General features: G+C 40.0%; 15 protein-coding genes and 1 other RNA gene. 2 read left to right on the forward strand and 14 right to left on the reverse strand.

Annotated elements, in window-relative coordinates; genetic code table 11:
- Window positions 1-12: 12 nt before the first annotated feature.
- From alr to rpsF, 9 genes are all read right to left on the reverse strand, one after another.
- Window positions 13-1,092 (reverse strand): alanine racemase, encoded by a 1,080-nt coding sequence (gene alr / locus I6F48_RS08465; RefSeq protein ID WP_007587306.1) that lies wholly within the window; start codon window positions 1,090-1,092, stop codon window positions 13-15.
- The gene (dnaB, locus tag I6F48_RS08470; RefSeq protein WP_007587308.1) at window positions 1,092-2,471 is read right to left on the reverse strand and encodes a replicative DNA helicase; all 1,380 of its coding nucleotides are present in this window, start codon (window positions 2,469-2,471) and stop codon (window positions 1,092-1,094) included. Before dnaB ends, alr begins: the two co-directional genes overlap by 1 nt.
- A 113-nt stretch (window positions 2,472-2,584) precedes the next feature.
- Complete coding sequence (locus I6F48_RS08475) at window positions 2,585-3,523, reverse strand: DUF4097 family beta strand repeat-containing protein (RefSeq protein WP_101216066.1); 939 nt, start codon at window positions 3,521-3,523, stop codon at window positions 2,585-2,587.
- Window positions 3,524-3,532: 9 nt separating this feature from the next.
- Window positions 3,533-4,015, reverse strand: coding sequence for a hypothetical protein (locus I6F48_RS08480; protein ID WP_197119241.1), 483 nt, complete (start codon window positions 4,013-4,015; stop codon window positions 3,533-3,535).
- Window positions 4,002-4,550 carry an RNA polymerase sigma factor gene (locus tag I6F48_RS08485; protein WP_165727257.1) on the reverse strand — a complete coding sequence of 183 codons (549 nt, stop codon included), beginning with the start codon at window positions 4,548-4,550 and terminating at the stop codon, window positions 4,002-4,004. The genes I6F48_RS08480 and I6F48_RS08485 overlap by 14 nt, the downstream gene beginning before the upstream one ends.
- A gap of 430 nt (window positions 4,551-4,980) precedes the next feature.
- Entirely contained in the window at window positions 4,981-5,433 is a 453-nt protein-coding gene (rplI, locus tag I6F48_RS08490; protein WP_002962755.1) for a 50S ribosomal protein L9, read from the reverse strand.
- Between the two features lie 35 nt (window positions 5,434-5,468).
- Window positions 5,469-5,696: a 30S ribosomal protein S18 gene (rpsR, locus tag I6F48_RS08495; RefSeq protein ID WP_007378475.1), complete on the reverse strand. Its 228-nt coding sequence runs from the start codon at window positions 5,694-5,696 to the stop codon at window positions 5,469-5,471.
- Window positions 5,697-5,708: 12 nt separating this feature from the next.
- Window positions 5,709-6,026 (reverse strand): primosomal replication protein N, encoded by a 318-nt coding sequence (priB, locus tag I6F48_RS08500; RefSeq protein WP_004588456.1) that lies wholly within the window; start codon window positions 6,024-6,026, stop codon window positions 5,709-5,711.
- A gap of 43 nt (window positions 6,027-6,069) precedes the next feature.
- A complete protein-coding gene (rpsF, locus tag I6F48_RS08505) occupies window positions 6,070-6,411 on the reverse strand; it encodes a 30S ribosomal protein S6 (RefSeq protein ID WP_007378473.1) in 342 nt (113 codons plus the stop codon).
- A gap of 377 nt (window positions 6,412-6,788) precedes the next feature.
- Between rpsF and I6F48_RS08510 the strand changes: the two genes are divergently transcribed.
- Window positions 6,789-7,988 carry an alpha/beta hydrolase-fold protein gene (locus tag I6F48_RS08510; protein ID WP_197119242.1) on the forward strand — a complete coding sequence of 400 codons (1,200 nt, stop codon included), beginning with the start codon at window positions 6,789-6,791 and terminating at the stop codon, window positions 7,986-7,988.
- Between the two features lie 268 nt (window positions 7,989-8,256).
- Here the strand turns inward: I6F48_RS08510 and I6F48_RS08515 are convergent, their stop codons facing one another.
- The 5 genes from I6F48_RS08515 to I6F48_RS08535 form a co-directional block, all read right to left on the reverse strand.
- The gene (locus tag I6F48_RS08515) at window positions 8,257-10,158 is read right to left on the reverse strand and encodes an alpha/beta hydrolase family protein (RefSeq protein ID WP_231615200.1); all 1,902 of its coding nucleotides are present in this window, start codon (window positions 10,156-10,158) and stop codon (window positions 8,257-8,259) included.
- Window positions 10,159-10,362: 204 nt separating this feature from the next.
- On the reverse strand, window positions 10,363-11,532 hold the full coding sequence (locus I6F48_RS08520) for an FAD-dependent monooxygenase (protein WP_165741535.1): 1,170 nt from the start codon (window positions 11,530-11,532) through the stop codon (window positions 10,363-10,365).
- Entirely contained in the window at window positions 11,529-12,716 is a 1,188-nt protein-coding gene (gene ubiH, locus I6F48_RS08525; RefSeq protein WP_165741537.1) for a 2-octaprenyl-6-methoxyphenyl hydroxylase, read from the reverse strand. The genes I6F48_RS08520 and ubiH overlap by 4 nt, the downstream gene beginning before the upstream one ends.
- 15 nt (window positions 12,717-12,731) lie before the next feature.
- A complete protein-coding gene (pepP, locus tag I6F48_RS08530) occupies window positions 12,732-14,054 on the reverse strand; it encodes a Xaa-Pro aminopeptidase (protein WP_165741539.1) in 1,323 nt (440 codons plus the stop codon).
- A gap of 30 nt (window positions 14,055-14,084) precedes the next feature.
- Window positions 14,085-14,648 (reverse strand): UPF0149 family protein, encoded by a 564-nt coding sequence (locus I6F48_RS08535; protein ID WP_007587323.1) that lies wholly within the window; start codon window positions 14,646-14,648, stop codon window positions 14,085-14,087.
- Between the two features lie 193 nt (window positions 14,649-14,841).
- On the opposite strand from I6F48_RS08535, the gene ssrS reads away from it, so the two are divergent.
- Window positions 14,842-15,024, forward strand: a non-coding RNA gene (gene ssrS / locus I6F48_RS08540) — 6S RNA.
- The last annotated feature ends 151 nt before the right edge of the window (window positions 15,025-15,175 follow it).

Here is a 15,175-nt window from a genome sequence, read left to right on the forward strand (position 1 = left end):
TTTATAGCTGTATTAACGCTGATACTCATAACTTACGCGCGGTGTAATATTACATAATAGCTCGTAAGGGATAGTATCAGCGCATAATGCTATTTCTTCAACTGGTAGCTCAGGGCCCCACATAGTGACTCTGTCGCCCACTTTAATATTGTGCTCATTAGCGCCTATATCTACGCTAATCATATCCATAGCAACACTGCCAACAATACCATAACGCTGCTTACCAATTATTACTGGTGTGCCCTCTTTAGCGTGCCGAGGATAACCATCGCCATAACCCATAGCCACAACAGCTAACTTGGTTGGTTTATCGCTTTTCCAACGTCCGCCATACCCTACCGCCTCATTAGCTGGTACATTACGCACTGCAATTACGCGCGTAGTTAAGCGCATAACTGGTTTTAATTTATGTTGTTGCCCAATACTATTTGCCATTGGCGATACGCCATATAGCATAAGCCCAGGGCGCACCCAATCACCATGACCGCTCGGCCATGCAATAATACCAGCAGAATTTGATAAACAATGTGCTTGGTCAATGCCATTCACTAAGTTATCAAATAACGTGATTTGTTGAACCGTTTTGGCATTATCAACATCATCAGCACACGAAAAATGGGTCATTAAATTAACGGTATTTTTGGCGTTAGGTGTTTTTTGTAAGCGGTTATAAAACTCTTCAAACTGCTCTGGCGCAATACCTAGTCGATGCATACCTGTATTTACTTTTAACCAGCATGTTATTGGCGCATCGAGCTTTGCTTTTTCAAGCGCGGCTAATTGGTATTCGTCATGAATAATAGTTTGAAAGTTATTAGCGAGTAAAATAGGTAAGTCGGCTTTGTTAAAAAAGCCTTCTAGTAAAACTATTGGCTTTGTTAAGCCCCCAGCTCGAAGGGCAAGCCCTTCATCTATTCGCGCCACAGCAAATGCGTCAGCATTATTTAAATGCTGCGCAATCGTTACTAAACCATGCCCGTAAGCATTTGCTTTTAGCACCGCCATTACTTTGCTGTTAGGTGCAAAGCACTTAACTTGCGCTAAATTATGCGCAAGTGCAGCTAAATTAATTTCAGCAGTGGCTAGGCGCATTAGTAATCGTCATCTACCGCTGGTCCCGCGTAATTATCAAAGCGAGAAAATTGACCTTGGAATGTTAAACGCACTTTACCAATTGGGCCGTTACGTTGTTTACCTATGATAATTTCGGCAATACCTTTGTCAGTACTGTCTTCGTTATAAACTTCATCACGGTAAATAAACATGATTAAATCGGCATCTTGCTCTATCGACCCTGACTCACGTAAATCTGAGTTAATAGGACGTTTATCTGCACGTTGCTCTAGCGTACGGTTTAGCTGCGAAAGCGCAACAACCGGACATTTTAGCTCTTTTGCTAGTGCTTTAAGTGAACGTGAAATTTCAGCAATTTCTAGCGTTCGGTTATCAGCAAGGCTTGGTACACGCATTAACTGCAAGTAATCGACCATGATCATACTAATGCCACCGTGGTCACGGGCTATACGCCTTGCACGTGAACGCACATCGGTAGGTGTTAAGCCCGATGCATCATCAACGTACATTTTACCTTTTTCCATCAATAAGCCCATTGTTGATGAAAGTCGTGCCCAATCGTCATCATCTAATTGACCAGTACGTACCTTAGTTTGGTTAATACGGCCAAGAGACGCTAACATCCTCATCATAATTTGTTCTGAAGGCATCTCTAGAGAGTAAATTAATACTGGTTTGTCTTGAGTCATTGCAGCATGTTCTGCAAGGTTCATCGCAAAAGTGGTTTTACCCATAGATGGACGCGCTGCAACAATAATTAAGTCAGAAGGCTGTAAGCCCGTCGTCATTTTATCAAGATCGGCATAACCTGTACTTACACCCGTAACACCATCTTGTGGTGATTGATAAAGCTCTTCTATTTTATCAACGGTTTTTTCAAGGATGCTATGAATGCTTTGCGGGCCTTCATTATTTTTTGTTCGTTGCTCAGCTATTTTAAACACTTTGCTTTCGGCAAAATCGAGTAAGTCGTGACTAGTACGCCCTTCGGTGTTAAAGCCGGCTTCTGCAATTTCGTTCGCTACGCCAATCATTTCACGTACAACAGCACGTTCGCGTACAATACTTGCGTAAGCGTCAATGTTAGCAGCACTTGGCGTGTTTTTAGCTATTTCTGCTAAATAAGCAAAGCCACCAATTCCTGCCAGTTTATTATTTTTTTCTAAACTTTCAGAAATAGTGATTAAATCTATCGGATCGCCAATCTCAGCAAGTGCCGTCATCGCCTCAAAAATTAACTTGTGCGTGCGGGTATAAAAATCCTGTGATACAACAAGCTCCGCTACGCGGTCAAAAGCTTGGTTATCAAGCATTAAGCCACCTAAAACAGATTGTTCAGCTTCTATTGAATGGGGAGGAACTTTAAGTGTATCGACTTGCTTATCTGGTTTGGCCATAACTTCACAGTAGTAAAATTGAATGGCTCTATTCTATCGACTTGAAGGGGCTGTGCAAATAGAAAAGCAGGAAATCTTTTCCTGCTTTTTGTAATCGTGAAGGTGAATGAGCGTTATTTAATACGAAGCTCTATGCGCCCGCTAATTGTATCCATTTCAACATTAGCATTACCGCCATTAATGCTAAATTCTAAATCACTGGCTGGGCCGTATTTAGCTTTACTGACTTTATCGCCAGTAACTTTATTAATGATTTTGCCATTAGCGTGCGCTTTAATTTCAAAATTTGCAGATACGCTGTCAGGAAAGTAAAAATCACCATCGCCACTTACCGATTCAAAACGTACATCACCGCCTTTTAAAAGCTCTTTAATATGTACTTCGGCTTCGCCATTCACCGTGTTAATACGTAAGTTTTTAATTGACGATAGCGTAAAATCTATATCGCCATTTACATTTTCAAGGCGCACATCATTGGCGCTTGAGGTTGATTTAATATCGCCATTAACAGCGCTAAAACGTAGTTCACCACTTGATTCTCTATCGTTAATTTCGCCATTTACGGTTTCAAATTGAATATTACCACTTAGGTTTTCTGCATTTACATCACCATTTACGGTGGTGAGCTTAATGTTGCCAGTAATATCATCTACCGTAATTTCGCCATTAACCACGTCAACTTCAGCGCCATTTTTTAGCTCTTTTGCAGTCACCGATACATTAACGCCAGCAAACTCTAAACTACTGCTTTTAGGCATAAATATGGTTAGGCTTGAGCCATCGCCATTATTACTCCAATTTGATTTACGTGGCATTTTTACAATAAACTGAGTTTTATCACCATTTGTTTTAAGCTCATAACCCTCGGCTTTGTCATCAAGCTCGCCAGATACTTTAAATTCGTTTTTATCCCAGCCTGTAATATGTATATCACCGCGTTGGTTTTCAATAAAAATAGTGCCGCCACTTGGTACGTCTATTTGCTTATCTATTTTTTCACCCGCTAATACCGCCAACGGAAATAAGCTCAGTCCTAATAAAATCGCTTTCATGTAGTACTCCTAAATGTGCTGCCAACGTGGCGCATGCACCTTGTTAATTAAATCAAGTTGTTGTTGATATATTTGCGCTAACATTGTTAGTAGCGCTTGGTTTTGTGGCTCATTTTCAAGAACTTGCTTTATTGCTTGCTCTGCGTTTTCAAGCTCTTGTAGCTGCGTTTGCCAGTTAGTGGTCAATGCTTCTTTATTTTCATATTCAACCAACAAACTGTTTTTTTGCGCCAAAAAGTAATCACTTATAGCCACTACGGGTTGTGGCTCAGGCGCTATAACAAATAAATTTACAGCAATTAAAGCCGCTAATGTGCAGGCAGCTATTGCTGTTAGTTTTGGCCAAATAGCAGTGCCTTTTAGGTCCTGCTTATTACTAACCATTGCTCGCTCAATTCCCGCCCACAGGTCTTTTTGTGGCGTAATGTCTTTATCAAGCGTGTTTAATGACTCATTTAAATAGTCGTCAAAATTTGGTTTATTCATTTTCATACCACTCTTGTAGTAGCTGCCTAGCACGATGATATTGCGACTTACTTGAACCAACAGCCATACCTAACTGATCGGCTATTTCCTCGTGCCTGTAACCTTCGATTGCAAACAACACAAACACCATACGTGCGCGCTCAGGAAGCCTTACTATTAATTTATCGAGACCATTTAAGCCTTTGCAGTCATTAGCTGATTGCTCATCCATACCGCAGTGTTCAATGCTCACTACTTTTTGCAGCCAATTTTTTTGCTTGCGTAAGTAGTTAATCGCAACATTACTGGCAACGCTGTAGAGCCAAGTAGAAAACTGCGAGCGACCGTCAAATTGCGCTATTTTACGCCATACCTGTACAAACACTTCTTGGGCTGCATCTTCAGCATGCGCTTGGTCCGCTAATAAGCGTAAACATAAACCGTAGACTCGTTTTATATGTAACTCATAAAGCGTTGTGTATGCGCCTTGATCACCTGATTTAACTCGCTCAATGAGTTTAGCTTCGCATAAAGGCGTTTGTTCGGGTTTAACGTGTAACATCCGTGATGCCGCCTTTTAATTATTATTATTGAGTTAGTGTATTGATAAGTTAGACGTAATAACAGTTCGAAAAGGTTTAAAGGGAATAAAAAAATAATTGAATAAAAAAGGGGCTTGTACGAGGCTTTATACCAATTCGCTTAATTAAGTGATCTATTTTGAGGATGGAAAAACGTGTTGATAGCTAGACAAAAAATTCGCTATTTAGTTGTTCTCGGCAATTGCTCCTGCATTGCTCTACCTTCTGCATCCACGCAGTCGTAAATGAGAATTTTTTAACACAGGTAGCGACACGTTTAGCCCCGCAAAATGATTAAGTATTATTGCGGATTGGTATTATTTAACAGTGCCCTTAACTAATTAAAGTTAGCCAAATTACAGACACAAAAAAGCCGTGCTAATAGCACGGCTTTTGTCGCTTAATTAAAAATTAAGCTTCAGCGATTACGATTACTTTAATAGTAGCCGTTACGTCTGAGTGAACTGAAATTGATACGTCAAATTCACCTGTCTCACGGATAGTACCTAGAGGCAAACGAACTTCTGACTTAGCAACTTCAACACCAACAGCTGAGATAGCGTCAGCGATGTCACGAGTACCGATTGAACCGAATAACTTACCTTCGTCACCAGCTTTAGATACTAATGTAACTTCTGCTAATGCTTCTAGTTTTTCAGCGCGTGCTTGTGCAGCAACTAACTGTTCAGCGATTTTCGCTTCAAGTTCTGCACGACGAGCGTCAAACGTTTCAATGTTAGCTTTAGTCGCAGGAACTGCCTTACCTTGAGGGAAAAGGAAGTTACGTGCGAAACCAGATTTAACTACAACCTGTTCACCTAGGCTACCTAGGTTAGCGATCTTATCTAGTAGAATAACTTGCATGTTTCTACACCTTTTAAAAACTGTTAATCCGCTGCTTACTTATGTAAGTCAGTGTATGGAAGAAGGGCTAAGTAGCGAGCACGCTTAATAGCAGTTGCTAGCTGGCGCTGAAATTTAGCGCTAGTACCTGTGATACGGCTAGGTACGATTTTGCCACTTTCTGTAACATAGTTTCTAAGAGTAGCTAGATCTTTGTAATCGATTTGTTTTACGCCTTCCGCTTTAAAGCGGCAGAACTTACGACGTCTGAAATAACGTGCCATGAGATTAATTCCTCAAATAATTCTTTCTATATGCTGAGCATGCAAAACCAATTGGCTAAGGCCGTTACGACCTTCGTGGCGATTTAAAAAACCACTCACTTGCAATGCCTGCCCAACGTGCAAATGTTGAGTCTGTTGTTGCATTTGCTTTCCACTGGCAACTACCTGAAGCCTCACGTAACTATTACGGTTAAGGTCTGCTTCGGTTTGCATCGATTTATGTTCTACAACAAAAATACAATGCGGGATGCCAGCAGGGCTTTGGCTAAACTTGGGAGTTTTACAAACTACCCCAGATATAACCAGCTGATTCATATATGGGCTAACCATTATAGTAACTGCTGATTACATGCCATGCTAGGACTCAAAACAATTAAGCAGCTGGTGCTTCTTTCTTCTCTTCTCTTGCAAGAGGAGACGCTTCAGTTTCAGCAGTTTTAGTGCGGATAACTAAGTTACGAAGCACTGCATCGTTGTAGCGGAAAGTAGTTTCTAGCTCGCTGATTACTTCAGTTGGTGCTTCAACGTTCATAAGAACATAGTGAGCTTTATGAAGCTTGTTAATTGGGTAAGCCAATTGACGACGGCCCCAATCTTCAAGACGGTGGATAACACCACCAGCTTCAGTGATAGAACCAGTATAACGTTCGATCATACCAGCAACTTGCTCACTCTGATCTGGGTGAACCATGAATACGATTTCGTAATGACGCATGGATATTCCTTACGGTTAATAGAGCCTTCTACCGTTTCGGCCGGTCGGTTTAAGGCAAGGAATTAATAGTTTAAAAGCCGAAATGAGCGCGCATTTTACGCTTAGACGGATAATTAAGCAAGCATGTTTTTTAAGCTTTTATAGATAAGAGTTAAAAGGTAATTATTACGAGCTTCGCTCGTCGCGTCAGCAAGCTGCTCGCCTACCGAAAAAGTTAAGCACAGAGTGTAATATCTCTTGTAGAAGCCGAGCTTACTCGCGTGAAAAGCGATAGCTTTTAATTGCTTAAGCTTTATGTTTACCCCGAAAATATAAACATTTACTCAAGCTTAAAGCCGTGCAATTATTAAGCAATACATTATTAAATAAGGATATTTATGAAGCTCTTACTATCGCTTGTATTAATACTTACTTTTAGTACACCATTTTTAAGCCACGCAAAAACCAATACAACTGACATAACCGTTGGTAAAAAAGTCATTCTGCAGTCAAAAATACTTAACGAAGACAGACCCATTCAAATTTTCATACCTGACATTGTAAAAGACGATCAGCCGCTTTATGTTATTTATTTACTTGATGGTGTTGAGCACTTTCATACGGCGTCTGGTGTTATTAAATCCCTTGTTGATTACGAGCAGATACCTAACGCAATGCTCGTTGGTATTGATACAACTAACCGTGTTCGCGATTATTTACCCAAAGTAGAAGGCGAGCCTAAAACAGAGTTTCAAACTTTTGTTAAAAACAAATGGCCTGAAGCTGGGCAAACCGACAAGTTTTTAAAGTTTGTGTCTGATGAACTCATGCCTTATATAAACAGTAATTACTCAACTAACGGCTACAACACCTTAATTGGCCACTCTAATGCAGGTACTTTGGCGCTTTATACTTTAGTTAATCAGCCTGAGTTATTTAATAACTATATAGCTATAAGCCCAAACAGTTGGTGGAGTGATGAGGAATTAAAAAATAATATTATAAAATACACTAAAAACCCTAAAGGTGATCAGTCGTTATTTATTAGTGTAGCAAGCGAAGGAGCACGCTTTTATACAGGCGTATTAAATACTTTGGTAAATTTAGAACAACAAACGCCCTCGCAGCTTAAATGGGAATATAAGCATTACCCCGCTTTTAGTCATATGGGCACCATACTACCAGCGCTTAGCGATAGCCTAATTCACTTATTTAGCGACCTAATATTTAAGGTTACTGACGAGCACGGAAAGTTTGCTGATGTATCGCTCATTACAGGTTATTACCAAGCACTTAGTGATAAGTACGGGTTTGAGCTTAAAATTCCACAAGATGTTTATGTAGAGTTTGCTCATAGCCAGCAAAAGTTTGGTAATACAGCTAAAGCTATTACAACGCTTAAATACTTTACTACCGATTACCCAAATGCAACTTATTCTCACATGCGTTTATCGCAAGGCTATACTGCTAACAAACAATTTAAAGAAGCCGTTACCAGCATGAAACACGCACTCGAGCTTGCTAAGCAAAACTCGCGAGATCCAATGTTAGTTGATGCGCTCAAAGATATGGTGAATGAAGCACAAGAGAATTTGTAACTGATTTAACGCAAAGCGCTTTTTAACTAACGATAGTAATTACGAGCTACGCTCGTCGCGTCAGCAAGCTAAACGCCTACAGGTAAAATTAAGCTCAGTGTTAAACTTTGCATGTAGACGCCGAACTTGCTCGCGTGAAAAGCGCGGCTTTAAATATGTTCAAAACTATTTTAAAACAAAAAACCGATGTTTAAACTAAGCATCGGTTTTTTATAATAACTAGAAAATTTAAAATAGGTTTCGAGTTAAAAAACGCTCACTCATTTATTTACAAGTGTTTTTTAAGAAACTCAGTAACCTCTTTGTATTGTACTTTTAAGCTTTCTGGGTCATCAAATAAGTGTGTTCCGTCATCAATTTCAACATACTTTATATTTAAATTTCGCTTTGCTTTATCATAAAAATATTTTGATTGTCGATAGTCAACTCTCGTATCTTTTGTCCCATGGATAAGTAAAAGTGGGGCTTTAATTCGGTTAATCATATTGATTGCCGAAACCTCAGATAATGCATCAACGGCTTTACTATCAGTCATATCAACAATATTACCTAGGTAGGCATCTTGTCGCTCTTCATCTTCAACTAACCCTTTTAGATCCGATATTCCAGAAATACTAATAATACATTTAAAGCGATCGGGCTCTTGCCATGCAGCTGTTAATGCAACATAACCACCATAACTTGCGCCATAAATACATGCATTATTTTTTGATGTTAATCCGGTTCTAGTAGCCCAATCCATTGCATCATATACATCTTGTTGCATACGTTTACCCCACTGATAATAACCATCAGTTTCAAAAGCACTACCAAAACCTTCTGAGCCCCTGAAGTTCACTTGCAATACCGCATAACCTAAACTAACTAAATATTGAAGCTCTCGATTAAAGTATTTGTAGTCTCGACTATGAGGTCCTCCGTGAGGCATTACAATTAGCGGCGGAGTTTTAATCCCTTCTGGTTTTGTAAAATAGCCTGAGATTTCAGCTCCATCGCTCGCTTTAAAGCTATAGTTTTGCACTGGTACAAATTTATTACGTGCTAAATAAGGAAATTTAGATAACCAAGCGCCGCCCTTCTTTGTGTTTAAATCAAAATAATAATAAGTAGGGCTGACTGAATCACTTATTACATTTACAAGAATTCGTGTTCTATCTTTACTGCGGCTAACAATACTAGCTTGCTTATCACCAAATAAATTAGTAACCATAAGCTCTTGCTTACCGTCTACCTCTGAAAAATAATGGCTCTTGTAGAAATCATCATAGTAGCCAACCCCTATAAAATCGCCCTCACTATTAACGATTGCATTATTTATATCGTATTTATCATTGCTATAAACAAGCTCTTCAAACTCCCCTGACTCGATATCATATGACCATAAAGCTTGTCTGTGTAATACACGATCAGAAAGGACGTAAGCTTTTGTACCATCTTCATTAAGGCCTTGGATGGAGAAAGTACTATCTTCACCCAAAATATGGGTATGAATCATTTTTAATGCTTCATCTTTCTTTGCTCGATACCATATTGAAGCAATAAACTTATCATCTTTTTTATCAATTGCGATCCCCAGGCGTAAAACTCCCTTAGGATCTGCATACCAACTTCCAATATTTTCTTTATTCCTCTGAATTTTATCAAAACTAGAATCACCTAATTCAACTTTAAAAACAGAATAAGCTTTATCTTTTTCATCAAACGTTGACACTAGCGCGAAATCTGGCTCATTTTTAAGTGAGGAAACGAGCCTGAAACTCTGATATCTATACCACCTATATTCAGAAAAACGTCGCGTAGTTAGCATTTTACTTTCATTGGTTTCAACATTGATCGAATATAACCTTGAAACTCTCATGTATTGACCATTGACATATTCAGGGTAACTAGCAGAAACAATGATATATTTATTACCTGACCAACGAATAAAGTCGACTCTGTCTTTATCTTTTTTGAGACTTGCTAATATATTGAATTCGATACTAGGAAATTTAGCTAAACTGATAGTAGGACCTTCAGCAGTATTATAAAGTGTTGCTATCATTTCTCCATTTGGCGATATTTGTGGTTGCTCTACCATTGGAAGTTTAGCGTAAGACTCCCAAGGTTTATCTTTTGCATAAACTACAGATGTAGTTAATAAAAAAAATAAGAGTATTATTTTTATCATTTATCTCTTCCCTAAAATTTAGTAAAAACTTTTTATTATATTTAATATAAAAATAACAAAGTTTACCGAAAAAGCATACTAAGGAAGTACTTAATTTATTCCAATAAAAAACCGATGTTTAAATTAAACATCGGTTTTTTTAGTAAAAGCGAATAACTAGCTACTTTTTTTCGTTAGGTTTCGCTTCGCTCTTCCCAACCTACGTTACTTTCCTATCGCTTCTTTGGCGAACAGGTGCTTGATTGCCCCAAGATTATCAACTAATGATAGCCCTACTCCACGAATAAGTTTTTTAACTGGGTTTGCACCTTCAAATAACTCTTTTAGCCCTTGCATCATAGCGATGTGCTTTTGTGCATCGAGCTTACGAGTGCGCTCGTAATCGCGCAGTGTGCGAGTGCTTGCAAACTCCTTGCTGCTATCGCTTGTTAAATGCTCAATTAAATAAGCCGCATCTTTTAGGCCTAGGTTCATACCAAGCCCTGCAAGTGGATGGATTGTATGTGCAGCATCGCCAATGAGTACCACTTTGCCTGAAACCCATTGCTGGGCGTAGCGCATTTTAAGTGGGAAAGCCGCGCGCTTACTTTGCACTTCACACAGGCCACATTGACCATCTATTGCAGCCATTACGGCTTTATTAAAGGCGGTGTCGTCCATTGCTAATAATTCATCACAATGATTGGGGCTGGTAGACCACACAATTGAATGAGTATGCTCATCGCTCAATGGTAAAAACGCGAGTGGCCCTGTTGGTAAAAAGACTTGGCGTGCGGTGTTTGCATGTTGCTCTTCAGTTTTAACTGTCGCGACTAGCGCATGGTGATCGTAATCTTTAAAGCTAAGCGCCATATTAAATTGTTTACGTATAGCTGAATTTGCACCATCAGCCGCCACCAGCAGTTTTGCAATAATTGGCTCGCCGCTTTTAAGTGTTATAAATACATCAGATTCGCTTTGATGTATTTGCTGATACTGTGTATCAAACATTAGTGTTGCACTACTTTGTTGCTCTAGCTCTTTTATAAGCGCAAAGCGGATAATGTCGTTTTCAACAATATGGCCTAAATGTTCAAGCTCAAGTTGCTCGTTATTAAACGCTATTTTGCCAAAGCTGTCGGCATCACGTACATCCATATGTGTATAAGCGCACGCTCGCTGTGCGATAATTTCGGGCCATACGTTTAATTGTTCAAGCAAGGTTTGACTTGCAATGCTTAACGCACTTACGCGCAAACCATATTCGTCAGTTGGTAACGCTTGTGTCGGTGCGCTATCTAGTACAACTACGCTTATATCGGCTTTTGCCAATCCAAGTGCTAGTGTTAGCCCTACACAGCCGCCACCTACAATACAAACCTGTGCTTGCTTCATAAACGCCTACCTTGTTTAACTTGCCCCATTAACTGTTTAGCTAATGGCGCTTTTAATGCGGGAAATAAATCCATCGAAAACAACCCAATACTGCGCCCCAATGCGAGCACTCGCGATGAATTCGAAAAAAGCCTAACAAGTGCGTCGGTTAAACTCATTACGGTTTTTATATCATCACTGCGTTTTTTTGAATATTCACGTGTAAACGCATAGCTGCCTAAATCGTGTTGGCTATTTGCTATTAAATTACTAAGTACTTGTACGTCGCGAAGGCCTAAATTAAAACCTTGCCCTGCAATAGGATGAATAGCATGTGCAGCATTACCAATAACCACTGTACGGTGCGCAGTTAAAGACTCAACTTGCCCGTAAACGAGCGGGTAACTCGTGCGCATACCTACTTTAGTAAATTGACCACCGCGATAACCAAACGCGCTTTGCAGGGCACTTAAAAAATCTTGTTCACTGAGTGCCATGTGCTGTTTAACCTGCTCTTGGCGCATACACCACACTAACGAATAACGGTTATTGCTCATGGGTAATAACGCCATAGGCCCGTTTTGTGTAAAGCGCTCAAAGGCATGATTATTATGCCCACCAGCCACTTCTACATTAGCAATAATAGCGCCTTGTTCATAAGGCAGGGTATTAAAACCAAGCCCGAGTAAATTGCGTGTTGGTGATTGTGCGCCATCAGCAATAACCAATAGTGCTGCATTTAATTGCTCGCCGCTTTGTAGGGTGAGTGTATTGCTATGCAGAGTTTTCTCGATGGCAGTTACGCTATCGGGGCACAAAAGCGTAATATTTGACTGCGTTAAACGCAGGTGGAGCGCTCGGCCAAATGGATTTACTTCTACTACGTAACCAAGTGAGGGCTTAGCAAATTCATCGCAATTAATGTGCGCTTTGCCAAAGTGGCCTCTATCAGACACGCTCACTTTTTTGATTGCTGCGGTGTAAGGGGCATTTTGCTCAAATAAATTGAGGCTTTGTAAATACTCTACCGATTGCTGAGCAAGTGCAATGCTTCTGTCGTCAAAGCTTGGGTGGTAATCGCCAGTTACTTGATTAGCTTCTACAACGGCAATATTTAACGCGGGATTAGTTTTAGCCACACTTAATGCGCAGCTTGCTCCCGCTAAACCACCGCCAATAATAACTACATCAAACTGCTTAGTCACTAGATTCTCCGAGCTTTATACGTTTTTAGCACTTTGCATAAGTGCTTCTATATCGCTAATTTTTTTAGGTACGCTTAGGGTCAAGTTTTCATGGCCGGTTTCGGTAACTAACAAGTTATCTTCGATACGAATACCAATGCCTTTGTATTTTTGCGGTGCGCTTGAGTCTTCGCTTATATAAAGCCCTGGCTCTATGGTGAGTACCATACCCGGCTCAAATGCTCGCTCAACGTTATTTACTTTATAATCGCCAACATCATGTACATCTAAACCAAGCCAATGCCCTAGCCCGTGCATGTAATATTCTTTACACGCACCTTTTGCCATTAGCTCGTCAAAGTCGCCGGTTAAAATACCTAGTTCGAGTAAACCTTGGGTCATTACTTCCATTGCTAGTTTATTGGCGTGCGACAGGTAACCACCGGGTTTAACTTCATCAAAAGCAACTTCTTGCGCTTTAAGTACAATGTTATAAAGCGCGGCTTGAGGCTCGCTAAACTCTCCATTTACGGGGAAAGTTCGCGTTATATCAGCAGCGTAGCCTTGTAGCTCACAACCCGAATCTATAAGTACTAGGTCGCCATTTTTTAATACATCGCTATTTTGTGTGTAGTGCAAAATATTAGCGTTGTCGCCACTGCCAACAATTGTGCCGTACGCCGGGTGCCGCGCACCATTCATAGCATAATGATGATGTAGCTCAGCTTCTAGCTGAAATTCAGTAGCTCCAGCATGTGAAAAACGCATAGCGCGCATGTGCCCTCGCGCACTAATTTCACAGCCTTCTCGCATAACATCTATCTCGCTTGGCGATTTAAACAAACGCATTTCATGAATAAGGCCACGTACTTCTTTTAAAGTACTCGGTGCTTTGAGCCCTTTTCGAGAGCCACTTCGAAGTGTACCTAGTAACGAAAACACTTTGGTATCAAATGAAGAGTAGGCGCCTTGTGCAAAATAAATAGCATCTTTTGCATTTAGTATATCTAGCAGCTTATCGTTTAATTCACTGAGTGGGTAAGCTTCATCAAACAGGTAGTCACTTTTAGCTTTATCAAAGCCAACTCTGCGGCCATGCCAAATTTCAGCTAGTTTGTCTTTATCTAGGCAAAATAAAGTACTGGGTGCATCACTGTTATTACACAGTACTAAAACAGCGTCGGGTTCGTTAAAGCCAGTTAAGTAAAAAAAGTCGCTGTCTTGTCTAAACGCATATTCGGTATCGCGGCTGCGCGTCACTTCGCTCGCAGCGGGAATAATAGCAACGCTATTTTCATCCATTTGAGCAAGTAAGCGCTCGCGACGTGCTTTAAATTCTGACTTTTGTACTTCAACCATTATTAACCAACCCGTTTTGCTTTTTAAAAGTTAATGAAGTGTTTTTTTAGTACTTTGCGTGCTTTGCTCTTTACCAAGCTCTGCAAAACAAAGTAGTGCTGATACACGCACATATTCAATCACTTCGTGCAGCGCTTGGCTGTCTTCTTCGGTTTCTTCAAAAGTAGTATCTAGGCGAGTGATTTCGCTAAAGTCAGTAATAACTTCTTTAACATCGCTCGATAGTTTACCGTAGTCTTTTTGCTTTAAACCAAAACCAAGCATAAAACCCGCTACCCATGATACGAGGCCATTAGCCTGATCGATGAGTGTTTCGTCGTCGCTTGGTAAAAATAAATCAAACTGAAATTCATCATCATTAAAGCTCGCGACTACTTGCTTATAAATAGTGCCAAAAAACTGCTTTAAATCGTTACTAAACGATTCACCATCGTTAAACACATCGCTCAAAAGGCCTAAGTATTCTTTGTCGTCAATGGTTAAACCACACGCAAGTAAACCACTAATCACACCATGCGCTTCGGCAGGTGATACAAATATTTCGTTTTTTTCTAAAAGCAGTTGAGCTTTTTCGTAATCGGGTAAATCGTTCATAATAAAATCTTCGCTTTGCAAGTTAAGGCAATGCTACCACTCGATAAAAAGCAACTCCAATTAATTGTATGATCAAGCTCAAAAACCATGCGATAAAGTAAATGATGAGTTAAAGGTGCGGAAAAACTAAGCGAACGGTTTAATTTTTTACGTTTGGGGTTTAAGGATTGGATTATGTCTTATATACTTAAATTGTTCCCTGGGGTACCGGAGCTTAGTTAAGTCCCTGAGCCGATAAATTTTATACCAGGGTTTCTGTTCGTCTACTATTGTGCAGGCTCGGCATGTACCGAGAAGCCTACGGTAAACCGCAGATTCCCGCCCTGAAACCTTCTGGTTTCAGGACTGAAACCGAGTACCGTATCTTGGGGAACACCTTTTTAGCAAACCCTCGCCTTTAAAAGGCTTTATCAAAAAAAATTAACCTTCCTGTTTATTCTTATATTTATCTAAATTTTTTATTCACTTATCTTCAATTGTCTAATATTACTTTTTAGCTTATAAAAAAGCCGCAGGTAATTGCTTAC

The organism is Pseudoalteromonas sp. SWYJ118 (assembly GCF_015864505.1).
GTDB classification, from domain to species: Bacteria; Pseudomonadota; Gammaproteobacteria; order Enterobacterales; family Alteromonadaceae; genus Pseudoalteromonas; species Pseudoalteromonas arctica.